The sequence below is a fragment of the Saccharothrix sp. genome, from assembly GCF_031180885.1.
Lineage (GTDB): Bacteria > Actinomycetota > Actinomycetes > Mycobacteriales > Pseudonocardiaceae > Actinosynnema.
The window spans coordinates 216,102-239,610 of the sequence record NZ_JAPSLK010000006.1 but is presented as its reverse complement, the minus strand read 5'-3'; the positions used below and the strand labels follow the sequence as shown (position 1 = coordinate 239,610).

Annotated in this window: 17 protein-coding genes and 1 tRNA gene; 16 read left to right on the top strand and 2 right to left on the bottom strand. The window is 74.6% G+C overall.

All coding sequences use genetic code 11. The features are described 5' to 3' along the window. The first annotated feature begins 32 nt into the window (after positions 1 to 32). Positions 33 to 105 (top strand) — tRNA-Arg (locus RIN75_RS12100). 470 nt (positions 106 to 575) lie between these two features. Here RIN75_RS12100 and RIN75_RS12095 read toward each other — a convergent pair. Both RIN75_RS12095 and RIN75_RS12090 read right to left on the bottom strand, forming a co-directional pair. After that, the gene (locus RIN75_RS12095; RefSeq protein WP_309111943.1) at positions 576 to 809 is read right to left on the bottom strand and encodes a hypothetical protein; all 234 of its coding nucleotides are present in this window, start codon (positions 807 to 809) and stop codon (positions 576 to 578) included. Positions 810 to 1,131: 322 nt separating this feature from the next. Continuing rightward, positions 1,132 to 3,144, bottom strand: coding sequence for a hypothetical protein (locus RIN75_RS12090; RefSeq protein ID WP_309111942.1), 2,013 nt, complete (start codon positions 3,142 to 3,144; stop codon positions 1,132 to 1,134). A gap of 87 nt (positions 3,145 to 3,231) precedes the next feature. On the opposite strand from RIN75_RS12090, the gene RIN75_RS12085 reads away from it, so the two are divergent. The 15 genes from RIN75_RS12085 (at position 3,232) to RIN75_RS12015 (ending at position 23,472) form a co-directional block, all read left to right on the top strand. Then, a complete protein-coding gene (locus tag RIN75_RS12085) occupies positions 3,232 to 4,218 on the top strand; it encodes a DHH family phosphoesterase (RefSeq protein WP_309111941.1) in 987 nt (328 codons plus the stop codon). Next, positions 4,211 to 7,660 (top strand): CHAT domain-containing protein, encoded by a 3,450-nt coding sequence (locus RIN75_RS12080; protein WP_309111940.1) that lies wholly within the window; start codon positions 4,211 to 4,213, stop codon positions 7,658 to 7,660. The genes RIN75_RS12085 and RIN75_RS12080 overlap by 8 nt, the downstream gene beginning before the upstream one ends. A 54-nt stretch (positions 7,661 to 7,714) precedes the next feature. Beyond that, positions 7,715 to 8,542: a hypothetical protein gene (locus RIN75_RS12075; RefSeq protein WP_309111939.1), complete on the top strand. Its 828-nt coding sequence runs from the start codon at positions 7,715 to 7,717 to the stop codon at positions 8,540 to 8,542. Next, positions 8,539 to 9,372 carry a hypothetical protein gene (locus tag RIN75_RS12070; protein ID WP_309111938.1) on the top strand — a complete coding sequence of 278 codons (834 nt, stop codon included), beginning with the start codon at positions 8,539 to 8,541 and terminating at the stop codon, positions 9,370 to 9,372. The genes RIN75_RS12075 and RIN75_RS12070 overlap by 4 nt, the downstream gene beginning before the upstream one ends. Further along, on the top strand, positions 9,369 to 9,806 hold the full coding sequence (locus RIN75_RS12065) for a hypothetical protein (protein WP_309111937.1): 438 nt from the start codon (positions 9,369 to 9,371) through the stop codon (positions 9,804 to 9,806). The genes RIN75_RS12070 and RIN75_RS12065 overlap by 4 nt, the downstream gene beginning before the upstream one ends. After that, positions 9,803 to 10,606, top strand: a complete 804-nt coding sequence (locus RIN75_RS12060) for a hypothetical protein (protein ID WP_309111936.1) — start codon at positions 9,803 to 9,805, stop codon at positions 10,604 to 10,606. Before RIN75_RS12065 ends, RIN75_RS12060 begins: the two co-directional genes overlap by 4 nt. Then, on the top strand, positions 10,603 to 11,778 hold the full coding sequence (locus RIN75_RS12055) for an OmpA family protein (RefSeq protein ID WP_309111935.1): 1,176 nt from the start codon (positions 10,603 to 10,605) through the stop codon (positions 11,776 to 11,778). Before RIN75_RS12060 ends, RIN75_RS12055 begins: the two co-directional genes overlap by 4 nt. Positions 11,779 to 11,815: 37 nt before the next feature. Continuing rightward, entirely contained in the window at positions 11,816 to 14,020 is a 2,205-nt protein-coding gene (locus RIN75_RS12050; protein ID WP_309111934.1) for a serine/threonine-protein kinase, read from the top strand. 18 nt (positions 14,021 to 14,038) lie between these two features. Continuing rightward, on the top strand, positions 14,039 to 15,361 hold the full coding sequence (locus RIN75_RS12045) for a hypothetical protein (protein ID WP_309111933.1): 1,323 nt from the start codon (positions 14,039 to 14,041) through the stop codon (positions 15,359 to 15,361). After that, positions 15,358 to 17,295: an AAA family ATPase gene (locus RIN75_RS12040; RefSeq protein ID WP_309111932.1), complete on the top strand. Its 1,938-nt coding sequence runs from the start codon at positions 15,358 to 15,360 to the stop codon at positions 17,293 to 17,295. Before RIN75_RS12045 ends, RIN75_RS12040 begins: the two co-directional genes overlap by 4 nt. Next, positions 17,292 to 17,855: an FHA domain-containing protein gene (locus RIN75_RS12035; protein ID WP_309111931.1), complete on the top strand. Its 564-nt coding sequence runs from the start codon at positions 17,292 to 17,294 to the stop codon at positions 17,853 to 17,855. Before RIN75_RS12040 ends, RIN75_RS12035 begins: the two co-directional genes overlap by 4 nt. Continuing rightward, the gene (locus tag RIN75_RS12030; protein ID WP_309111930.1) at positions 17,852 to 18,985 is read left to right on the top strand and encodes a hypothetical protein; all 1,134 of its coding nucleotides are present in this window, start codon (positions 17,852 to 17,854) and stop codon (positions 18,983 to 18,985) included. Before RIN75_RS12035 ends, RIN75_RS12030 begins: the two co-directional genes overlap by 4 nt. Next, complete coding sequence (locus tag RIN75_RS12025; protein ID WP_309111929.1) at positions 18,982 to 19,644, top strand: 4Fe-4S single cluster domain-containing protein; 663 nt, start codon at positions 18,982 to 18,984, stop codon at positions 19,642 to 19,644. The genes RIN75_RS12030 and RIN75_RS12025 overlap by 4 nt, the downstream gene beginning before the upstream one ends. 125 nt (positions 19,645 to 19,769) lie before the next feature. Then, positions 19,770 to 20,669: a hypothetical protein gene (locus RIN75_RS12020; protein WP_309111928.1), complete on the top strand. Its 900-nt coding sequence runs from the start codon at positions 19,770 to 19,772 to the stop codon at positions 20,667 to 20,669. A 46-nt stretch (positions 20,670 to 20,715) separates the two neighbouring features. Next, positions 20,716 to 23,472: a CHAT domain-containing protein gene (locus RIN75_RS12015; protein ID WP_309111927.1), complete on the top strand. Its 2,757-nt coding sequence runs from the start codon at positions 20,716 to 20,718 to the stop codon at positions 23,470 to 23,472. Positions 23,473 to 23,509: the final 37 nt, after the last annotated feature.

Here is a 23,509-nt window from a genome sequence, read left to right as displayed (position 1 = left end):
GGGGCGGGGGCACCCGGTACGCTGCCCCGTGCGCCCTCGTAGCTCAGGGGATAGAGCATCGGTTTCCTAAACCGTGTGTCGCAGGTTCGAATCCTGCCGGGGGCACTCACCTTTCGCCGGGTGAATCAAGCCCTGAGCAGCGGCAACGCGCTCGGGGCTTGATCTTTGTGGCCAGTCGTCGACCGGGATCCGGGCGACGGGCTGCCACTCGGGACTCAGGGTGCCGACCTCCAAGCCGTTCTCGTCGAGGGCGTTGTACACGCACATGTGGTCGCGTCCGAGGGTGAAGTTGAGTGCGATTGACCCGTTGGCCAGATCGCTTCCGGTCCAGACGAGGAACTCCGCCGCTTGACCATGCGGCCACCTCTGCGCGCTGCGACGGCCGAGCGGATTGGGGTGGCGCTGTCTTGCTGTCGATGTAGCGATCATGACGGTGGGGTCTTGTGCTTCCGCGTGGTGACGGGGGGAACGCGTTCACTTGGTCGTCCGGCGGGGTGGTGTGGAGGATGGCTCGGGCTTGTTCGGCGGCTTTGCTCGCCGGCGTTCAGAGGGCGGAACGTGCGGCCTCTTGGACCTCAGATCCAGTGCAGTGCGGTGGCCATGCAGTGCTTGCAGAAGGTCGTGCCGGCGGGGCGGGAGCACTGGCCGGTCAGGCCGGATCGGGTCACGGTCAGGTCGGTGTCGAAGCCCTCGACCGTCGCCTGGACGGAGGTGCCGGCCACGTCCAGGTGCTCGACCTGGTCCAGCAACCGGGTGCCGTCCGCGAAGGAAGCCTCGTCGGTCAGGGCTCGGACGGAAGCCTTGCTCACCTTTACCGCGACCACGGCCGCAATCCTGCCGGCCGCCGAAATCGGGAGAGCGGGGAATTCCGCAGAATTGCGGGACGAAAAGTGTGGAAAGTGAGGAAGGTGCACATGGCCGAATTGTGGGGTGGGTGAAACGTCGTCGTCCTAGCATCCGATCCACGGGGCATGGCCGAACCGGACGAGCGCTGTCGGACCGTCCGGCGGGTGCGGGCGTACCGCACCCGCCGGAACCGGGGTTGGTCACTTGCTGTCGTCTCCGTTGCCGCCACCGATCATCGCGATCACCTCCACCCCGGTATGGCGGCCCGGAAGCGGAGCGGGTCCGTCAGGAACCGGGTGAGGGGGTGAGCAGAGTGGTCAGGCGGGATCTCAGGGTGGTGACCGTGGCGTGGTACGCGGAGTCGCGGCCGTCGGTGGTCTCCTTCAGCCAGCGCTCCACCAGGCGGATCAAGTCGTCGGCCTGGGACAGGACCGGGGCGCGGTCGGCGGCCACTCCTGTTTCCACGGCCAGCAGGAGAACGGGGGCGGCGCGCAGGGCGAACAGGCAGTCGTCCAGCCTGGGGTGCAGTCGGCCTGGGGTGAAGCGGGGGTCGGACATGACCTGCCTGACCCAGGAGAACGCTTTGCCGGCCCACTCCTGTGCCTCGGCCGGGACCAACCCCGCCAACGCGGCGGCAGCGTCGGCGGCCAGGTACAGGCTGCGGGCCAGCGGGCGGAAGTCGCGGTCGCGGTTGTACAGGCGGGTCCGGCCCGGGATCACCGAGTGGGTGAACAGGTGCAGCGCCGCCCGCAGGTCCTGCTCGGAGTCCTTGTTGCCGCCCAGGAAGGCGGCGTAGTTGTGCAACTGGAAGCTGATGGCGCTGTGGTCCGCGTCGGGCGCGAACAGGTCCACCTCGATGGCGTCCGCGAACGCCGTCCAGTACCGGCGCAACGGGTCGGTGAGCGGGCTGGAGGCGAAGGGGCGCAACATGTTCAGCTCCACGCACGCCACCGCCAGCACGTCGGCGAGGGTGCCGCGGTCGAGCGCGTCGGAGGCCAGGCACGCGTCGGCCGCCGCGAGGAGGGCGGTCACGGTGGCGGCGTCGGCGCTGCCGGCGTGGCGGCGCACGCCCGCTCGTTGCACGGCCAGGCGCAGGCGAGTCTCAAAAACCAAAGGGTCGGAAGGGTCGACGGTGGACAGGAGGGCCTCGACGTCGTCCAGGAGAGCGGAGAACTCGGGTCCGGTCACCCACGACGACGGCGCGAGCAACCCCATCTGGCGCACGATTCCCATTGCTGCCAACACAACCGCGCGTCGGGCGAGCACGGGCAGACCGGTCAGGACCGAGTCGGACGGCAGGCGGACGGGGCGGGCGATGGCGTCGGCCAGGGCGTCGGCGAACTCGTCGGCCCTCGCCAGGAAACCCGGCCCGTGCGCCCACGTCTCCACCACCTCCCGCACCAGACCGGACGACGGGACCATCGCCTCGACGACGGCCTGCCCGGGCTCCCGTTCACTCACCCACACGTACCCGGCGCTGTCCGGCGCGCCCATGTCGACCATGAGGCTGATCAACAGCTCCACCAGGCGATCGCCGACCCCGGGACCGCCGGCGATCTCGCGGTCCTCGGTGGCGGGCAGGGCGCCGGTCGCGTTCAGCCGCGCCACCGCGACGCCGTCGAGGAAGTCCAGGTCGCGGGGCCGGGTCACCGGATCACCGGAACCGGGCGGGACCGCGCCGATCTCGCAGCGCGCCTTCGGCCGGCCCGCCAGCCGGTCCGCCCACGGGAACAGCGGCGCGCTGAGGGACTCGCGCTGGATCGCCCGCGCCTTGATCGCCGCGACGACCAGCGCAGGCTGCGACCGGTAGACCTCCACCGCGGTGGCGGCCCACGCCGCGATCCACTGCACGGTCGGCAGGTCGCCGCCGTCGCCGGCGCGCAGCAGCGGCAGGGCCGTGGTGATGGCCTCGGTGACCGGCGCGAGCAGGACGTTCGTCGCGGTCAGCACGACGGCGGCCTTGGTGTCCGGGCCGAACCGGTTGACCGTGGCGGGCACGATCTCGTTGGGCAGCGTCCGGCCCGAGGCGGGCACCACCGCGCGATCGTGGACGACCCACTCGCCGTCGTGCTCCTGCTCGCGCAGGTGGGCCAGGGCCGCCCGGGTGGGCAGGGGCGCGCCGCGGGCGATCTCCGACGCGGTGATCGTGGTGAAGTCGCAGACCCAGGTCAGCGGCCGGAACGGGTTCTGCTCGGAGGGCACGCCGAACAGCGGGGCCACCTTCCGGGCCAGCCGCGCGGGCACCAGCTCCGACCGCTTCTCGACCACCAGGGGCACGACCGCGGGCAGCAACGCCATCCGTCCCTCCACCTCCAGACCTCACTACTACGTCACGGTTCCATATCACGCTCACATAAGATCTTATGTAAGAGTAGAAAACTACCTATGAGCCTGCGGCAGACCTCACTCCTCTCGCCCGAAGTCGTCAACGCCGCCCTGGCCGAGCTGCGCGGGTCCAGGGCCGCCCTCCACCGCAGCCACCTGGTCGCCCGCTGCGACCTCGGGCTCGCCATGCCCGGGCTGCGGTTCGGGAACGCCGCGCCGGCCGCCGGGTTCGTGCTGTCCGGCGACTGCGTCTGCCGCGACCTGGTGGCCGATGTCCTCCACATCGTCTCCGTGTTCCTGACGGAGCACGGGACGGACCGCACCAACCTGGCCGGGGCCGTCCGCGCGCACGTCCGCAAGCGGGTCATCGACGTGTTCCGCGCCTACCGGGCGGACCGGGGCGCGCAGGTGAAACCCAAGCAGGTCCGGCAGAACCGCTTCGGCCGCGCGTTACCCGACGAGGAGCACCGGGCCGTGCTGGGCCACCTGGCCGACGAAGCCGGGTACTCGGCGCCCTTACCCGGCCACGGCTACCTCCTGCGCAGGCTCGCCGAGCGCTGTGCCGCCGAGTTCGGCGAGCCGGTGCCGTACTACCTCGAACGCATGCCGAACATCCTGCGCACCGTGAAACAGGTGTGCAGCGCGGGGACCCGGGTCAACGTCGGCACCCGGACCGCCCCCGAGTACGTGTCCTGGTACGACGCGTACATCGAACGACCGCTGGGCCGCCGCCCGGACAACCGCGGCATCACCGACGACAGCGCGTGGAGCACGGTCGCCGACCCGGACGCGGCCCGCGCGTTCGACGCGGTCACCGACGCCGACCCGGACCCCGACGCCGCCGTGGTCGAGACCGTCGTGTGCGGGGTCGCCGCCGTCCCGCCCGCCGACCAGCCCCAAACCGTCCGCACCGCCGTGCGCGCCCTCGCCGACCGGGGCCTGCTGCCGCACGACCGGGCCGCCGCCCTGCTGGCCGACCCGGACCGCCTGGACGACGTGCTGTCCCGGGCCCGTGAAGTCGTCGTCGCCGGAGGTCGCCGTGGCTGATCAGGTCCCTGACGAAGCGCCCCAGCTCGACGAGGCGCTGCACCAACGCGCGCTGTACCTGGCCGGGGCGATCGAGGTCGACGCCGGGCGGGTGGACCCGGCCGACGCGGGCACGACCGGGTTCGCCTTCCTGGACCAGTTCACCCAGGGCGGCGCCACGCCGGAGGCCGCCGAACTCGGCGTGCTGCTGCTGGAGTTCGCCCTCGACCACCTCCCGGACCACCCCGACGCCCCCGACTGGCACTACCGCGCCGGCGACGCGCGCACCTACCTGGCCGCGGAAACCGACGCCAAGGCCCATCTCGACGCGGCCCTGGCGCACATGACCGCGGCGGCGACCGGCGACCCGGACGGGTGGGCCGCCGGCGAGACCGCCGCGCTGACCGCGACCCGGCTGTCCGCCGCCGCCCACGACGAGGACCTGACCCCCGACGAGGTCCGGCGGTTGACCGACGTCCTGGACGCGCTGGTCCCAACCGAGCCGGACCGCGTCGACTTCCTCCTCGACCGCGCGCACGCCCACCGCTGGGCCTACGTGCGCACCCTCGACCCCGCCGACCTCGACCACGTGATCACCGGGATGGCCGCCGCGCTGCCGCACGTCGAGGACCTGGAAGACCGCGTCGAGGCGTTGGAAGCGCTGATCGCCGTGCACGAGGAGCGCTTCCTGCTCACCGAGTCCCCGGAACCGCTGGAGGAGGCCCTCACGGCGGCGGTCGAACTGCGGGCACTGGTCGCCGACGACCCCGAGCGCTCGCCGTGGGCCCGGGTCACCGCCGCCGCCCTGCTCGCCGCCCGCTTCTGGAACAGCGCGGACAAGGACGACGCCGACCGCGACGAGGCCATCGCCGAGTACGGCGCGGTGGACGCCGAGATCGGGCTGGAGGACCGGCACGCCCGCGACTACGGCTTCCTGCTGTGCTTCCGGGGCGGGGTCGAGCAGGACGTCGAGGACATCAAGGCCGGCATCGACGTCCTGGGCAGCGTGCCCGAGGAGTGGCTGGTCGCGAGCGCGATCGCGGAGGCGCACGAGTTCCTGGTCGCGCTCGAAGGGCCGGACCACCTGTGGGACGCGATCGACTGGTGCACGCGCGCCCTCGCCCACCCCGAACCCGACTCGGACGACGTGCTGGACGTCCGGACGCGGCGGCTGGAGGCGGTCGAGGTGGCGGCCCGGGAGTTCGGGATCGGCATGGTGCTCCAGCGCTGCGACGCCCGCGCCATGCTCGCCGACGCCGACACCGCCGTGCGCACCGCGCCCGCCGAGGTGAGCCCGCAGGCCCGGGCACGGCTGGCGGTGCGGTCGATCATGCTGCGGACGCAGTGGATGGCCGAGTTCTACCCGGTCGGCGACACCGCCGCGCTGCGGGCCGCCGTGCGGGAGCAGATCGACCTGCTGAACGAGGTCAAGGCGGCCGTCCCGGCGGAGGACCACGGCGTCGTCGAGGCGCTGTCGGGCCTGGTGGACATGATGGGCACGGCGTTCGTGGGCGAGTCCTCCGGTGGTCTCTCGGGCGACCTCGACAGCCTGATGAAGGCGTTGCTGCCCGACCGCGGGCCGGCCGACGCGGACCCGGCCGGGACGCCGGAGGGCGCGGCCGAGCAGGCGATGACCGCTTACCTGCGCCGGCTCTACGAGCGGGTCGGAGCGGGAGGCCACCCGCGCGAGCTGGTCGGCGACCTCACGGCCCTGGTGTGGCAGGTCGACGCGCTGCCGCCGTCGGAGCAGCGGGACCTGATGGAGCAGATGCTGGCCACCCTCTCGCAGATCGCCGGGCCGCCCGGGAACACCCCCGTGCTGCCCAGGCTCGGCGACACCCGGGACGGCGAGGTGGCCCGGCTGTTCGCCACGGCCAACGAGTGGCGTGCGGCGCTGGAAGCCGGGGACTCGCGGCAGGCCCTGTGGTCCTACCAGGCCGTCGAACGGGCCGCCGCCGGCGTGCGGCCGGGCGCGACGATGGAGTTCGCGGCGCGGATGGTGCGCGGGATGACCCGGGCGCGGCTGTCCACCGTGGTGCCGACCGAACCGGCCGCGCTGGACGCCGCCATCGCCGAGTTGGAGACCGCGTGGCGGACCGGCGGCGGGGTGGGCACGGCGGTCGACCTGGGGTCGCGGCTGCGGTTGCGCGACGGGGACGGGGACCGGGCGGCGAGCCGTGCGACGGCGTTGGCGGCGCTGGTCGCCAAGGCCGGGCCGGGCGGTGACCCGGGATCGGCGGAGTTGGCGGTGATCGGGGACAACGTGACCGCCTGGTGCCTGGACGACGACGCCCTCGACGACCTGGTCCGGGTGCTCGAAGCACGGCGTGCGCTGGTTCTGGCGGCCGGTGGCGGGCGGGATCGGGCTGACGTGACCGGGCCGAAGGAGGTGCGGGACGCGTTGCGCGCGGCGGGGGCCGACGTGCTCGCCTACCTGGTGCCCGAGTGCGACGCGCACCGCGGGATGGCCGTGGTGGTGCCGCTGGACGGGCCGGTGCGGGTGGTCGACCTGCCCCGGTTGGCTTCCGCTCCGCTGGCCCGGTTCGCGGCCACCCGCGACGCCCGGTACGCCGAGCCCACGCCGGCGTCCGTGCGCGCGTGGCGGGCGTCGTTGAGCGACGTCTGCGCGTGGGCCTGGCAGGCGGCGGGCGCGGAGTTGGTCGCCGCCGCCGGGAGCGGGCGGTTGGCGCTGGTGCCGATGGGCGTGTTGGGGCTGGTGCCGTGGGAGGCCGCGTGGCGCGAGGTCGACGGGCGGCGGCGGTACCTCGTTCAGGACGTCGACGTGTCGCTGGCGCCGTCGGGGCGGGTGCTGGGACTGGCCGCCGGACGGCCCGCGGGGTCGGGCGCGGCGGTGTTCGTGGGCAACCCGAACCGGGACGACGCGGCGGCGGCGGTCGTGGCGGAGGGGTTGCGGGACGCGTTCCACCCGGACGGCCGGTTCCTGGGCGGGCACGGGCAGCCGCCCCGGCCGTGGCGGGCGGCCGAGGACGGCGCGGGCACGCCGGAGGAGGTCCGCGGGGCGATGGCGGACCGGATTCCCGTGCTGCACCTGGGGTGTCGTGCGGTGTCCGACCTCGACGCGCCGGAGCGGTCCCGGGTCACCCTGCACGACGGCGCGCCGCTGCCGCTGACCGAGCCGGTCGAGGCCGACCTGGTCACCCTCGCGAACCACACGGCCACCGCCGGGCCGCACGACGACGCCCGCACGCTGCCCGCGGTGTTCCTCGCGCTCGGGGCGCGGTCCGTGCTGGCCACCCGGTGGCCCGCGCCGACCGCCCACCTCGTGCACCTGGTCCACGAGCACGGGTGCGGCTCCCCCGGCGAAGCCCTGCGGGCCGCGCAACTGCGCGTGCTGGACCCGGGTTTCGACCGGTCGCAGTTGCCGGCGCACCTGCGGGACGTGGTCCCGACCGACCCGGCCGAGATCGAGAACTGGGCCGCGCTCGCCCACTTCGGGCGGTGACGGATGGGTCCACTGTGGACAGAGGATGTCGGCCGTCCGTCAATCAGGGGTGTGGTGGGGAACGTGCTGTGGGCGCTCGCGGTGGCGCTGGCCGCGGCGCTGGTGGTCACCGCGTGGACGTGGCCGGTCGGGGTCCGGCGCAAGCGGAGGCACGCGGCGCTGGTGCGCGACGCCGTGGCCCGCATGTGCGCCCAGGCGGACCGGCCGACGCGGCTGTGCCGGCTCTCCCGGGACGTCGTGGACGTCCTGCTGCGCCAGGACGAGGGCGCGGAGGTGCTCGGCCGGACGCCGGACGCGGACGTGTCCCGGCTGGTGGACCGCCCGGAGGACGCGGCGCTGCTGGTGTCCGCCGAGGCCGTCACCGCCTTGCACCCGTTGGGGCGCAAGGAACAGCCGGTCGACGACCGCGCGTGGCAGGTGGCCGGGCGGGTGCCGCGGGTCGCCGACCACCCCGAGCCCGCCGAGCTGTGCGCACGGGTGCGCCGGACCGCGGAGCGGCGGATCGCGCGCGCCCGGCTCGTGCTCGCGCAGGCCGACCGGCTGGGCGAGGACGACGACCGCGAGTGCCGCGACCGATTACGGGTCGCCTTCGACCAGGCCGAGGAGCAGGTGCGGGCCGCCGGGGAGCTGACCGACGTGCTCGCCGCGCTGCGGGCGCTGACCCGGGTGGAGCTGCCGGTGCCCGAGGACGGCGTGCCCGGTCAGGCCGACGCGCCGGACCTGCGGGCGCAGACCCACGCCCTGGCCCGGCTCGCCCTGCGCCACCGGGCGGCGCTCGCGGCCCACCGGGGCGCGCCGGTGATCGTCGACGGGACCGACCGCGCGGCACCGGTCGAGCGGACCGGTCACGGGACGCCGGTGGACGGGGAGGGGCGGGCGTGAGCGACGACGACAAGGCGCGCTACCGGCGGCGGGAGCGGTTCGCGGACCGGTGGCGGGGCCGGCGGGACGGGCGGCGGCGCCAGCCCGCCTACAGCGACCTCGTCGAACTGGCCGCCACCGACGGGCTGGTCACCGCGCAGCACCCGGAGAACCTGATCTGGCGGTCGGTGGCCCGGATGGAGGCGGAGAAGCTCCGCTTCGAGGCGCGCACCGCGGGCGACCGGGCGACGCTGGCCCGGTTGCGCGAGGAGCTGGACGCGGCCGTCGTCGGGCTGGACCGCAGCACCGCCACCGTCGCGCTGGCCGAGGCCGAGCTGACCGAGGCCGAGCTGCGCCCCCGCAACCACGTCGAGCTGCTGCCGGAGAACCGGGCCGTGCTGCTCACCCGGCGCGACGACATGCGCAACCGGCGGATCGCGGCGGCCCGCGGCGACGAGGCCGCCCAGTTCGCCGCGGTCAACGCGGTCACCAGCCGGATCGCCGCGGTGAAGGAGCAGATCCGGAGCGAGTTCGTCCTCGCCCAGAACCTGGCCCGCCTGGAGGGCGCGCGCTGCGCGGTCCGGGTCGCGACCTACTGGGAGAACGTCGTGCTGGTGCACCCCGAGGGCACGCACCTCGCGCCGCTGCTGCGGTTCGCGGCGCAGGCCCTGCCGTCGTGGGTGACCGACCCGGCCGACGGCGACCCCGCCGAACTCGGGCGCGGGCCTTCCGACGTGCACCGCGTGGGCCGGCGGCTGGAGCGGCTGCCGCGCCGCGACCACCGCCGCAGCAGACCGGCGACGCACGCCACCGCCGCCGAGGACGACTGGGAAGCCGAGGACACCGCATGAAGTCGCTGCCGATGCTGCGGGCGGCCCTCGCCCTGCGCAAGGTCCGCGCCCGCCTGCCGAGGCTGCGCGGCACCCCCGAACCGCAGCTCGACCTCACCGCCGTGCGCGCCGAACTGCACGGGATGCTGGCCCGGGTCACGCCCACCACCGCCTGGCAGGCCGGCCCGGTGCTGGAGTCCTATGTGGACACTCATGTGGCGGACTGGCTGGCGAAGGTCAAGGTGCACCACGAGACCCTGGCGACCGAGCTGGACCTGCTCGCCGCGCGGGTCGCCGAGGTCCGCGAGCTGTACCAGGTCCACCACGACGACCAGACCGGCGTGCTGGACGACCTGGAGGGCGCGGTGTCGCACGCGCTGGAGCGGGTCAGCGACCCGGACTCCCCCTACTTCCAGCCCGAACCCCGCAACCACCGAAAAGGCGGCAACCGATGACGGCTCCACGAACCCCGGGCGTGGTCCGGCGCAGGCCGGTCATCCACGGCGACCCCTCGCAGATCGTCGGTCCGCCGTGGACCGCCGGGCTGTACTACTTCGTCCTGCTCGCCGCGGCGGGCGTGGACGTGGTGACCTTCCACCAGGTGCTGATGGCGGCCGTGGACGAGGAGGAGCTGTTCCTCTGGGTCATGGTCGTCGGGTTCACCGTGGTGTGCCTCGCGCTGTCCCACACGGTCGGCCAGCAGGCCAGGCAGGCGGTCGCGACCCGGCACGTGGTGGGCGCGCGCACGGCCGCGTTGCTGTGCCTGGCGGGCTGGGTGGCGCTGGGCGCGGCGGCGTTCGTGTTCCGGTGGAACTACGCGGGCGCGGACGTCGCCTCGTCCATCCCGGTCGTGATCGACGGCGTCGTGCAGGGCGGTGACACGGCGGCCGACGCGCAGGAGCGGCACCTGTCCGCCCTGCTGTTCCTGAGCCTGTACGTGGCCACCGGGCTGGTGTCGGGCGTCGCCGGGTACCTGCGGCACAACCCCGCCGCCCGCCAGTACGCGCGGGCGTTGTCGCGGCGGTCGAAGGCGGCGGCCAAGCAGGCCCGGCTCCAGTCCCGGCTCGCCGCGGCCACCGAGCTGGCGGAGGCCGTCGAACGGGCCCGGCGGGAGCGCGACGCGGACTGGGCCGCGCTGGAGGTGCGCTGCCGCGCGGCGGCGGACCGGTTGAAGAACGAGACCAGGTTGGCACTGCTGGACAAGGTCGGACCGCCGCAGCTGCCGGCGCGGTTCGAGGGAGAGGACCCGCGATGACACACCGTCGAACCCGTCGCGCACTCGCCGGGTGCCTGGTCGCGGCGGCGCTCGCCGCGTGCGGCACGACCGAGCCGCGCACCCCGGACCTGCCGCCCGGCGGTTGCCCCGCCGACGGCGGCCAGGCGCTGACCCTGGTCGTCGGCGCGCGCATGGGCAGTCCGAAGCCGACGCTGCCCGGCGAGGTCGAGGGACTGGTGGAGACCGCGGCGCGCAACAACCGCAAGGTCCAGGTGGTCCGGGTGGACGGGCAGCCGACCGTGGCGCTGGCCGCCGACGTGCAGATCACCGGCAAGAACGAGACCCAGCGCGAGAAGCAGGTCAAGGAGCTGGTGGGCCGGGTCCGGGACTTCGTCGCGCAGCTCACGCCCAAGGAGGCGGAGGCCGACGTGCTCGGCGCGCTGTCCGAGGCGGCGCGGGTGACGCCGGAGGGCGGGACCGTGGTGCTGGTCGACTCGGGCCTGGCGACGGCGGGCGCGGTGTCGTTCCGGGAAGAGGGCATGTGGGGCGCGAACCCCGCCGAGGTGGCCGCGTTCCTGGCCGGCCGGCGGCTGCTGCCGGCCCTGACCGGCCGGTCGGTGCTGCTGGTCGGCCTCGGCGGCACGGCCGACCCGCAGCCGGCGCTCGACGAGGACCTGCGCGGGCGGGTCGGCAAGCTGTGGAAGGAGGTCGTCACCAAGGCGGGCGCGGTCTGCGCGAACGAGCTGGCGATCGCGTCGCGGCGGGAGGCGTTCCCGACGACCGTGCCGGTGACCGTGGTGAAGCTGCCCGAGGAGCCCAAGCCGGTCGCGTGCGGCACCACCAAGCTGGAGGACAGCGGGTCGGTCGGGTTCGTCCCGGACACCGCCGACCTGCGCGACCCCGCCGCCGCCGACCGGACCCTCCAGTCGCTGGCCGGCGTGGTCGCGGGCGGGGTGCAGCGGGTGACCCTGATCGGCAACACGGCGGGCGGCGGCCCGGCGGCGGGCCACGTCGAGCTGTCCACCCGGCGGGCCGAGGCGGTGAAGTCGATCCTGGTGCGGCTGGGCGTGCCGGCCGACCGGATCGCGACCCGCGGCGACGGCAACTCCGGTCCGTACCACGAGCCCGACCTGGCGCCGGACGGTGTGCTGATCCCGGCGGCGGCGGCGCGCAACCGGTCGGTCGTGGTCGAGCTGTCGTGCCCGCAGTGACAGTGTTCGCGGTGATCGGGTCCGCCCGGAGGAGCGCGTGACCGCGCCCGCCGACCTGCCCACCGAGCTGGACCCGGGTCGGGTGCGGCACGACGTCGAGCGGGACACCGTGCTCGACCCGGGCCGCACGCCGATCACCGGGCGGGCGCGCCTGCCCGCCCGGTTGGCGCGGCGGTTCGAGGTGGTGCGGGACCTCACCGGGTCCGGCCGGCAGGGCGACGTGTACCTGGTCCGGGCCCGCGACACCGACGAGCAGCTGGTGCTCAAGGTGCACCGGCCCGGGTGGCGGCTGGACGACCGGGTCGTGGACCTGCTCGTGCACGGCCGCCCGAGCCGGCACGTCGTGGTGGTGCACGAGGTGGGCGAGGAGGAGGGCCGCTGGTACGAGGTCATGGAGCACCTCGCGGGCGGCACGCTCGCCGAGTGGCGGCGCCGGCAACCGTCCGGAGTGGACGGTGACGTGCTCGCGGAGGTGGTGCGGCAGCTCGCCGAAGGCCTGCACGAGCTGCACCGGGCGGGCGTGGTGCACCGGGACGTCAAGCCCGCCAACCTGCTCATCCGCGCGCTGGGGCCGCTGGAGGTGGTGATCGCCGACCTGGGCATCAGCGTGCACCTGCCCGACGGCGAGGCGTTCACCGCGGCCAACGAGGTCGGCACGGTGCCGTACGTGCCGCCGGAGTTCATCAGCGGCGGGCGCGTCCTGCCCGCGTTCGACTGGTGGTCGCTCGGCGTCACCGTGCTGGAGCTGGCGACCGGGCACCGGCTGTTCGAGGGCATCGACGACGTCCTGGTGCTGCGGTCGTGGATCGGCACCCGGCCGATCCGGGTGGACGTGCCCGACGAGCGGGTCCGGCTGCTGTGCTCGGGCCTGCTGGCCATGGCGCCGGAGGACCGGTGGGGCGCCGAGCAGGTCGGCGAGTGGCTGCGCGGCGGGTCGCCGCCGGTGGCGGCGGTGCCGGTGGTCGGCGACGAGGAAGCCCCGGAGCCGTACGTGTTCCTGGGCGAGGAGTACCGGGCGCGGGACCTGCTCGCGGCGACCATGACCGAGAACTGGGGCGCCGCGCGGGCGTGGCTGTTCGACGACGACCCGGAGCCGCTGCGCAGGCTGCACGAGTGGCTGGAGCAGTTCCCCGGGCTGCCCGCGCGCCGGCGGGTGGGCCGCAAGGAGACCGCGGACGTCAAGCTGCTGCACGAGTTGCGCGCGGTCGACCCGGCGCACCCGCCGTTCTACCGGGGTTGGAACATCACCCCGGCGCGGCTGCCCGAGTTGGCCGACGAGGGCGTGAAGGGCGTCGGCGCGGCGGGCGAGATCGTGACCGAGCTGTGGCGCGCGGACCTGCTGCCGCTGCTGTCCACCGGCCGGCCGGGGTCGGGCGCGGGCGGCGGCGACGGGCTGGTCGGCGTGCGGGAACGTTGGCACCGCGAGGAAAGCCGGATGCGCACCCTCGCGGCGTCGGTGTCGGACCAGGGTGCGCGGGCCGAGGCGCAGCGGGTCTTGCGCGAGGACCGGCCCTACGCGCTGTCGTTGGCACTGCTGGCCGCGACCGCGACCGGCGCGCACCGCCTCGACCTGCGCCGCACGCTGGACGAGCAGGACCGGGCGCTCCAACTGCCGTGGTTCTCCGACCTGGCCGCGCGCACCGAGTACCAGTGGATCGCGTTCGTGCTCATCCCGTACGCGACGCGCGAGGCCGCTCGGATCGAGGCCGAGGAGACGGCCCGGCGGGCGCACGAGCAGTGGCTCGCCCGCACCGCGCGGCAGCGCGAGTGGTCGCGGCGGCAGAACCGGCCGCAGGCGCTGGGGTACGCGGTCACCGGCGTGGCGGTGGTCGCGGTCGCGTTGTTCGCGCTGGTCGGGGTGAGCGACGCGGCCGGCGTGGCGACGGACGCGCAGGTGCTCGACGCGTGGTTCGCGGTGGTGGCGGCGCTGGCGGTGGTGCTGGTGGCGGAGTCGTTGCTGGCGTGGTCCGCGGGCGGCCGGTTCCACCCGGCCTACTCGTTGCTCGGGGCGGGGGCGATCGCGTTGGGGCGGGTGGCCCGGAACCTGATCGCGCGGCGGATCGCGGTGCCGGTGGTGTTGGTGTGCTTGGCGGTGCTCGGACTGCTGACCGTCGTGTGGCCGGTGCTGACCCCGATCGCGGTGGCCGGCGGGACGGTGGCGTGGGCGGTGGCGCGGCACATGGCGTGGCGGGAGCAGGACCGCGAGGAGTCGGCCATCGTCGCGGGTCCGTCCGTCAGGTAGTCGGCGAGGGAGGAAGCGATGAGTTCAGGTGGGATCGTCCTCGCACCGCTCGCGGTGCCCGCGGTGGCGGCGGGCGCGGTTCTGGTCGTGGGCGCCGTCGCGGTGGGCGCGGGGGCCGTGCTGCTGGCGCGGGCCGCCAACGCCGCCGTCGAGGGGTCGGTGCGCGCGCTCGGCGACTACGGCGCGAAGCTGGAGGCGGAGGTCGCCGGGCTGGAAGCCGCGGCGGCCGACGCCCGCCGCTGGGAGGTGGCCGCCGCCGGCGTCGTCGCCGTCAACGCCCGCATCCGCCTGCTGCGCGAACGGGTTTCCGCCGCCGGGGTGGCCGTGGACGTCCCGGCCCCGCTCCGGCTGACGTCGAGCCGCAGCCCGGCCGAACTGGGCCGCTGGGTCGGCCGGGTGCAGGTCGAACTGGCCCGTGCGCAGGAGGCCCTGGACGCCCTGCTGCCCGCGCCGGCGCTCACGATCGAAAAGTCCACTGTGGACACGTCGATGGCCGACGCGCTGGCGAGCCACCGCGAAGCCTTGCGCCGCCGGTACGCCGTGGCCGTCGCGGCGGCACCCGAACCGGTCTCGCCCGGCGAGGTGGAGCGCGTGCTGGCCCTGCTCGACCCGGACGCGACCACCGACGAACGCGCCGCCGCCCTGTCCGCCGCCGCCCTGGTCACCGCACACCCGGAGGACGAGGTCTATCTGGTCGCCCTGCGCCGCCGGATCACCGCCGAGATCAACCCGGTGGTCGCGCGCCGCCGGCTCGCCGCGGGCTGGGTGCAGGTGCTGGAGGACGGTCCGCTGACCGAAGCTTTGGCTGGAGCGCGACCACCCGACGACCTCGCGGACACCGCCGACCGGCTGCGCGCGGTCGTGGCGGGGACGGCGGACCTCACGAAGGAGTTGCGCGTCGAGGGCGCCCGGCTGGTGGAGTGGGCCGAGGAGACCGCCCGGCAGGTCTTCGTGTGCGAACTGGTCAAGCACCACCTCACCGACCTGGGATACCAGGTCGAGGAGACCTTCGAGGTGCGCAACTCCGCCGGCCTGCGGCTGACCCGCGAGGACTGGGCCGGCGAGCACACCGCCGAGGTGTGGGTGGACGCGCACGCCACCGTCCACGGCCAGGTCGTGCGCGAGGTCGCCGGGGCCGGGGACGACGCGCGGATCACCGACCAGGAGCGCTGCGACACGTTCGCCGACGACCTGGACGCCGTGGCCGCGCTGATGCCCGACGCCCAGGCCGTCGTGGACCGCACGGCCGCCCCGCAGACCCGCACGTCGACCGAGGTCAAGCCCGGCGTCGAAAGCACCGGCAGGGTCAACCAGAACGTCAAGCACAGGGAGCGGCGATGAACGACGACACCGCACAGCGCTCCGGCCGGTTCCTGCCCGAGTTCCCCGCGTTCGTCAACGAGGTCGCCGGGACCCTCGCCGTGCACGCCCAGTACGTCCTGCACGGCAACCTGCGCGACCAGTTCCTGGTGACCCCGCCCGGCGGCCACCCGGAGATCGTCACCCTGCTCCCCCTGCTGTGGCGGGCGTTGCGACCCTTGGGTTTCGAGGCGCTGATCACCTACGACCCGGTCGACGGCGTGGCCGTGCACCCGGACGAACCGACCGCGCACCAGGCCGCCGAACGGGTCCTGGGCTCGGGCGTGGTCGGGCGGCGGCCGTCGCTGGAACGCCTGCGCACCCACCTGGCCAAGGCGGTCGGGGTGGCCGAGCAACCGCCGCCGGAGAGCGGCGGGTCCCGCGCCGAACGCCCGCCGGCCACCAAGCCCGCCGCGCGGGTCGCGGTGGTGATCGACCACGCCTCCCGGCTGACCCGGGTGCCCGGCCAGCTCGACCCCGCCGAGCGGGACTTCTTCCTGTACTGCCAGAAGCTCGCGCTGACCGCGCCGCCGCTGTCGTTCGGCGGCGACCGGCCGCCGGAGCTGCACAACCCGGTGGTGTGGCTGGTCGAGGGCGAGCGCGACCTGCCCGCCTGGCTCACCGCGGGCGTCGAACCGGTGCGCACGGTCGCCGTCGGCATGCCCACCCTGGACAACCGGCTGGACATGGCCCGCCTGCTGGTCCCGGTCTTCCCGCCGCAGTCCACAGCGGACACGGCGGCGCGGGTCGACCCGGCCGAGGAGTTCGCCAACCGGACCGAGGGCCTGACGCTGGAGTCCATGCTGCGCATCGCCCGGCTGGCCCGCGACCGCGGGCTGGGCCTGGACCGGATCGCCGACGCCACCCGCATCTACAAGCTCGGCGTGGACGACAACCTGTGGCGGCGCGGCAGCGTCCGGGTCCAGATCACCAAGGGCGAGCAGGTGATCTCGCAGCGGATCAAGGGCCAGGAGCGTGCCGTCGCCAAGACCCTGGACATCCTCAAGCGGGCCGCGCTGGGGCTCTCCGGCGCGCAGGCGAGCACGCCGGGGTCCCGGCCGCGCGGTGTGCTGTTCTTCGCCGGCCCCACGGGTGTCGGCAAGACCGAGCTGGCCAAGCAGGTCGCCGAGGTCCTGTTCGGCGACGCCCAGGCCTACCTGCGGTTCGACATGAGCGAGTTCGCCGCCGAGCAGGCCGCCGACCGGCTCATCGGCGCGCCACCCGGGTACGTCGGGTTCGAGGCGGGCGGCGAGCTGACCGGCGCGGTGCGGCGGCGCCCGTTCCAGGTGGTGCTGTTCGACGAGATCGAGAAGGCGCACCCGCTGGTGCTGGACAAGTTCCTGCAGATCCTGGAGGACGGCCGGCTCACCGACGGGCAGGGCGTGACCACGTACTTCTCCGAGTGCGTCCTGATCTTCACGTCCAACCTGGGCATCATCGTCACCGACCCGGAGACCGGCGCGCGGCGGCGGATCGTGGACCCCGGCATGCCGTACGCGGAGCTGGAGGCCAAGGTCAAGGCGGCGATCCGGGACCACTTCACCGCCAAGCTGGCCCGGCCCGAGCTGCTCAACCGCTTCGGCGACAACATCGTGGTGTTCGACTTCATCAGCCCGGACACGGCCGCCGGGATCTTCGGCGCGCAGCTGGACAACATCGCCGCCCGCGTCCACTCCGAACTGGGGCTGCGGCTGGAGTTCACCGACGACGCCCGCGCGCAGCTCGCCGCCGCGTGCACCGCCGACCTGGAGAACGGGGGGCGCGGCATCGGCAACCTGCTGGAGAGCAACCTGGTCAACCCGCTGGCGCGGGTGCTGTTCGACGAGGACGTCCAGCCCGGCGCGCGGGTGCTGGTCACCGGTCTGCGCACCGGGGACCGGGGTCCGGTGCTGTCCGCCCGGGTCGGTGCGCCGTGACCAAGCGGTGCCCGGTCGACCCGGACGAGGTGTTCGACGACGCGGAAACCCTGTGCCGGGCGCACATCCGGCCGCTCATCGTGGTCGTGGACGAGCCGGAGCCGGTCGTGGCCGCCCCGGCGGAGGGCGTGCCGCGCGAACCGTGGTCGCTGGAGGTGTGCTGGCACTGCGGCACGCCCTCGCCGCACCCGGACAACCGGTCGTGCCTGCGCCCGGACTGCCGCAGCTCGCTGACCCCGCCCGCGCTGCACGTCCGGTTCCGCGACGGCGAGGTGCAGCTGGACCCGGGCGGACGGGCCGAGCTGGGCCGGCAGGGTCCGCACGCGCGGGCGTTCCGCGGGTTCCCCAACGTGTCACGCCGGCACGCCGTGCTCGGGGTGGACCCCGACGGCCGGGCCTGGATCGAGCCGCTGCCCACGCCCAACGGGACGTTCCTCAACGGGGCGGAGCTGCCCGAGTCGGTCGGCAAGACGCTGCACTCCGGCGACACCGTCCGGCTCGCGCTGCACGCCGAGGGCACGGTCACCCTCTACGACCGCACGACGGGAGGCACCCGGTGAGCGTCGTGTCCACCTGGTTCGGTGCCCGCTGGTTTCGGACCAGGACCCCCGCGGACCCCGAACTGCCCCGCCCGGTCGTCGAACCCCGCACGCCCGCCGCCCTGCTCATCGCCCAGGCCGAGGCGCAGGCCGCCGCGGACGCCCGCCGGCACGTCCGGGACAGCTGGTCGTTCGGCGGGCCGGACGAGGGGCCGTCCGAGGCGTTCGACCCCGAGTACGTGGTGAGCCTGCGCCGGTTGCGCGACGCGGCGGTCCACTCGGCGGTGGAGCGGCACGCCATGGCCCGGGACCGGACCGCCCACCTGCGGGCGCGGGCCGACGAGGCGAACCGGCTGATGAACGCCGCGCGGTCGCAGATGGACCGGCTCGCGGTCGAGGCGGCACGGCAGGTCACCGCGGGCGGGCCGGCGCCCGAGGACGTCGCCGACGACGACCCGGTGTGGGAGGGCGAGACCACCGCGCTGCCGCTGGTGTGGCGGCTGGTGATCCTGCTCGGGCTGGTGGTCGCCCAGGTCCCGGTGCACTACCTGGTGTTCCGGCACTTCCTGGCGGGCCGGGTGGAGACCGGCGCGATCTGGGCGGTGTGCGGGTCGATGGCGGTGTTCCTGGTGACCGCGCCGCACGTGGCCGCGATGCTGGTGCGGGCGCGGCAGGCCACCGGCACCGAGCGCCGGCTGACGCTGGTGGTGTGGGTGACCGGCGTGTTCTGGGCGTTGGTGGTGTCCATCCTCGGGGTGCTCTGCGGGGCCGTGCTGGAGCTCAACCGGGACCAACTGGTGCCGTTGCACCTCACGTCCCCGACGCTGGTGCTGATGTTCGTCGGCGGGCTGGTGGTGGCGGGCGCGATGGCGTTCATGCTGGGCCTGTCCCGGCGGCACCCGTTCCAGGAGGCCTACGCCCGGTACCGGCGGCAGCGCGACCAGGCGGAGGAGGCGCGGCGGGCGCTGGTGGACCGGCTCAACCCCGAGCACGTGGACGAAGAGGGACCCGAGGCGCTGGTGCGGGCGGTGTGGGCGGCGTACGCGGCGGCGGAGGAGGCGTACTTCGCGGCGCTGACCCAGGCGGTCGGCGACCCGGCGTTCACCGAGGCCGTCCAGCACCGGCGCGGCCTGCGCCCGGCGGCGCCGTGAGCGCGCTGCGGGTCAGCCGGACGCACTTCCCGGTCACCGCGCTGGGTCCGGGCACCCGGCTGGGCGTGTGGGTGCAGGGGTGTTCGTTGGCGTGCAAGGGATGCATGTCCCAGGACACGTGGGACCCGCGCGGCGGCGTGGAGGTCCCGGCGGCGGACCTGGTCGCGCTGTGGCGGGAGGCGGTCGGGCGGGGCGCGGACGGGCTGACCGTGAGCGGCGGGGAACCGCTCCAGCAGCCCGACGCCCTGCGCGAGTTCCTGGCCGGGGTGCACGCCGAGCGCGGCGACGGCGACATCCTGGTCTACACCGGGTACGAGGAATCCGAGCTGGACCAAAAGCAGCGCGATGCCGTCGAATTCGCCGACGTGCTGGTCACCGGGCGATTCGACATCACCCGACCGACCCGGTTGATCTGGCGCGGTTCGGCGAACCAGCGGATGGTTGTGCGCACTGATCTGGGCCGCCGGAGGTACGCCGAGCACCTCGACCACGAACCCGAGCGTGCGCCGATCCAGGTGCGGGCGGACGAGAGCGGGATCTGGCTCATCGGCACGCCCCGACAAGGCGGTTTGGCCGGTCTGGAGCGGGGGCTGCGGGCGAGCGGGCTGCCGGTCGAGGGTGCCAGCTGGCGGTTGAGATCACCGGGCCAGAGCGGTTGAGACGGCCGGAAAGACCCATTTCTTCTGGTTACTATTAATGAGGTTCAAGGCGGTTTATAGATTCACACAAGGCGCGCTCCTAGCTTCGGGGACATCGAATTGGCGATGTGCACTGGAGTGGCGCCATGGATGTTCGGGAAATCGCCCGGCGCGGTGAGTTGGCCGCGTACGCGGGCACCGTGACCGGCGACGCGCGCCGGCGGCTGCGGGCGGCGACCTACGAGGTCGTGCAGCCGGTGGTCTTCCACCAGTTGACCCGCAGGCTCGAACTGGCCCGCGGCCACCGGGCGTGCGCGGTCGCGGTGTCCCGGCTGGACGACCCCTGCCTGGACCGGTTCCACGACGACATGGACGCGGTGATCGACGACGTGTTCCGCAACGCCCGTGTCCCCGTCCACAACCTGGAGGGCTGGGTCAGCCGGCGGCTCGTCCTGGCCACCGTCAACGGCTACCGCCGCCGGCGCGGTGAACGCGGCGCGCTGCAACGGCCCAGGGTGCCGAAGTGGCTGGCGGCCCGGCTGGGCGACGACCCGGCGCTGACCGCGCTCGCCGTGGACGTCCTGGAGTTCGTCGGCAACGACGCGAGCGCCGGCCCGCGGGTGTGGCCCACCGAGCGCTGGGCCGAGGGCCGTGCAACAGGGGATCGGGCGACCGGTGACTGGGCGACCGGTGACTGGGAGGCCGCGCACCGGGCCGTGTTGGCCGACCTGGAGACCGTGCTGGCCGCTATGCGCGCCCGCCCCGCCTGGTACGAGGCCTACGTGGAGCGCCCGCTGGGCCGCAAACCGCACACCGCGGTCCCGTTGCCGCCCGACGAGATCCCCCTGCCGGTGGTCGCGGAGGCGGACGGGCTGCTGGTGGAGTTGGCGGGGCTCGCCGTGGACGGCATCGCGGACCGCCTCGCCCGCGGCGAGAACCCCCGGCACGCCGTGGTGGACGTGGTGACCGCCGTCTTCGGCCCCGGCTCGACGCCGTCCGGCCCGGCCGTCGAGCGCGTCCTCGCGGTCCTGGGAACCCGCGGCTGAGCCGTCCGTCAGAGAGGTGCAGGACCGTTCCCACGAGGAGGGCTGGATGGGGATCGAGGACGTCCTCGCGCGCTGCCGGGCGACCGCGGACCGCGCGGCGGCGGGCGGGGTCGGCAGCGCCGAGGTGGGGTCGTTCGTCGCCGACCTGCGGAGCCTGCCCGCGCACCACCCGGAACGCAGCCGGCTCGCCGTCACCATGGTCATCGCGCTCACCAAGGGCGGCGGCCCGGCCCCGATAGAGGTGGCGGGCCACCTGGGCGACCTCCTGGGGCTCGTGGAGCGGGTGCCCGCGTCGCTGGCGATCTGGCCGCAGGTGCGCGCCTCGGCCCGCGCCCAGGAGCTGATGCATGCCGCCGTCGGGGACGTGCCGGTCGACCTGCCCGCGGCCGAGCGCGAACTCGCCGAACTGGCCGAGGCCATGTGGGACGTCCCCGTGGTCAAGTCGATGGTGGAGTCCGCCAAGCGGGTGATCAGCTCGGTCGCCGCCGGGCAGACCGGCGACGGGCAGGCCATGGCGAACATGCTCGGCTCGCTGAACCCCATGCTCGACATGCTCGGCGACGACCCGAAGGTGCGTGGCTTCCGCTCGTTCGTGGAGGTCGCCCAGCGCGCCATGGCGGCCCAGCGGTCCGGCGACATGGACGAGATCACGCGGGCCTTCCGCGAGATGCAGCGCGCCGCCGCCGAGCTGCCCGCCGACAGCGGGATGCACGAGGTGCTCGAGCGGGCGTCCGCCGAGTTCGACGTGCTGGTGTCCGCATACAAGGGCGAGGTGCCCTTGGACCGCGATCCGGTCGCCGCCGCCGACGACATCGCGCGCTCGCTGGCCACCGACGACGACCCGCTCGCCGAGCGGGTGAAGGCCCGGCTGCTCGCGGCGTCCGCGCTGATGCGGGGCGGCGAGGAGACCGACCTGACCCGCGTGGACGCGGCCGTGGACCAGTACCGGGCGGCGCTGGCCATGGGCGAGGGCCACGCGCAGTACGAGTTCGCGCTGACCGGGCTCGCCGTGGCGCTGTACCGGCGGTCGGAGGTCGCGGGCACCACCGACGGGCTCGACGAGGCCGAGGGCCACCTGGTGCGGGCGCTGGAGCTGTTCGGCGGCCCGCAGCACCCGCAGTGGACGCTGGTCAACGGGCTGCTGGCGAACATCCGGCAGCGGCTGGGCGACCTGGCCGCGTCCGGCGAGTTCGGGATGGCGGCGCAGCGCAGCTACGCGTGGCGCGCGCTGCTGGAGCCCGACCCGGCCGACGCCCGCATCGCCATCCGGGACGCCGTGCGCGACGCGACCGAGCTGGCCCGGACCTGCTTGCGCGCCAACAACATCGCGGACGCCCTGCGCGCCCTGGACACCTGCCGCGGCCTGATGCTGTTCGCCGAGGTGGAGCTGCGGGACGTGCGGGAGAAGCTGGTCGCGGCGGGCCGGGCGGACCTGGCCGACCGGTGGGTGCGGGAGGGCCGGGACTCCGAGGGGCTGCGCCGGGAGGTGGTGGCCGCGCTGGTGGACGCCGGGGCCACCCGCAACCTGCTCGACCCGCCCAGCCTGGCCGACATCCGCCGGGCGCTGGCAGACGCCGAGGCGGACGCGCTGGTGTACCTGGTGCCGGGCGACGGCCTCACGCCCGGCGCGGCGGTGATCGCGCCCCGCGAGGGACCGCCGGCCTGGATGGCGTTGCAGCACCTCGTGGTCGAGGGTGACGCGGACATCGAGCGCTACCTGGCGGCGCTGGCCCACCGGTCCCGTGAAGGCGAACCGAACCGCACCGTCCCGGCGCTGGAGACCGAACCCGCCGACGCGGCCCGGGAGATCGCGCCGGACGGCGGCTCGTTCGGCGACAGCGTCGACGCGCTGTGCGACTGGGCGTGGCGCGCGGCCATGGGACCGTTGCTGGAGCGGTACTTCGCGCGCACCGCCGCCGGTCGGGTGCCGCGGGTCGTGCTGGTCCCGATGGGCGACCTGGCGCGCGTCCCGTGGCAGGCGGCGCGGCGGGGCGACGGCACGTACGCGGTGGAGCTGGCCGCGTTCTCGCAGGCCGTGTCCGCCCGGTTGTTCTGCGACAACGCCGCCCGGCGGCCGGTGAAGCCGGGCTCGACCGGGCTGGTCGTGGGCGACCCGGACACCAAGGGCGCCGCCGTCGGGCTGGACGCCGCGCGCGAGGAGGCGTACGCGATCCGGCAGGCCTTCTACCGCAGCGCGCGCTACGTCGGGCGGCGACCGGACGGCTCGACCAGCCCGTCCGGTCGGGGCACCGCGGCGGAGGTCCGGGAGTGGCTCGCCGACGCCGCGCCGCACGCGGGCACCACGCTGCACCTGGCCTGCCACGGCTCGTACACCACCAAGGACGGCAAGGTGACCGCCGCGTTGCTGCTCGCGCCGGACCAGCCCGGCGGCGCACCGGGTGAGCTGGGCACCGACGAGATCGTGCGCGTGCTGCGGGCGGTGCCGGAGCGCCGGATCGGCCTGGTGGTGATGGCCGCCTGCCACACGGGCCGGTCCATCCACGGCTACGACGAGGCCTACAGCCTGGGCACCGCGTTCCTCGCGGGCGGGGTGCGGACCGTGCTGTCGACGCAGTGGGCCATCCCGGACAAGGCGACCTCGGCGCTGATGTACGTGTTCCACCACCACCTCCGCGTAGACCGCATGGCGCCGTGGGAGGCGTTGCGCGCGGCGCAGATGTGGATGCTCCAAGAAGACCGCGTGCCGCCGCCGGGGATGCCCGAGCGGCTGTGGTCGGTGACCGCGGACCACGACCACGCGCACGTCGTCGCGTGGGCCGGGTTCGTGCACGGTGGCCAGTGAAGAACCGGCCAGTGAAGAACCGGCCAGGCAAAGACCG

Coding starts and splice junctions, on each gene's coding strand:
- RIN75_RS12065 (WP_309111937.1), top strand. CDS start 9,369: ATGAAGTCGCTGCCGATGCTGCGGGCGGCCCTCGCCCTGCGCAAGGTC.
- RIN75_RS12015 (WP_309111927.1), top strand. CDS start 20,716: ATGGGGATCGAGGACGTCCTCGCGCGCTGCCGGGCGACCGCGGACCGC.
- RIN75_RS12060 (WP_309111936.1), top strand. CDS start 9,803: ATGACGGCTCCACGAACCCCGGGCGTGGTCCGGCGCAGGCCGGTCATC.
- RIN75_RS12040 (WP_309111932.1), top strand. CDS start 15,358: ATGAACGACGACACCGCACAGCGCTCCGGCCGGTTCCTGCCCGAGTTC.
- RIN75_RS12045 (WP_309111933.1), top strand. CDS start 14,039: ATGAGTTCAGGTGGGATCGTCCTCGCACCGCTCGCGGTGCCCGCGGTG.
- RIN75_RS12055 (WP_309111935.1), top strand. CDS start 10,603: ATGACACACCGTCGAACCCGTCGCGCACTCGCCGGGTGCCTGGTCGCG.
- RIN75_RS12085 (WP_309111941.1), top strand. CDS start 3,232: ATGAGCCTGCGGCAGACCTCACTCCTCTCGCCCGAAGTCGTCAACGCC.
- RIN75_RS12090 (WP_309111942.1), bottom strand. CDS start 3,144: ATGGCGTTGCTGCCCGCGGTCGTGCCCCTGGTGGTCGAGAAGCGGTCG.
- RIN75_RS12020 (WP_309111928.1), top strand. CDS start 19,770: ATGGATGTTCGGGAAATCGCCCGGCGCGGTGAGTTGGCCGCGTACGCG.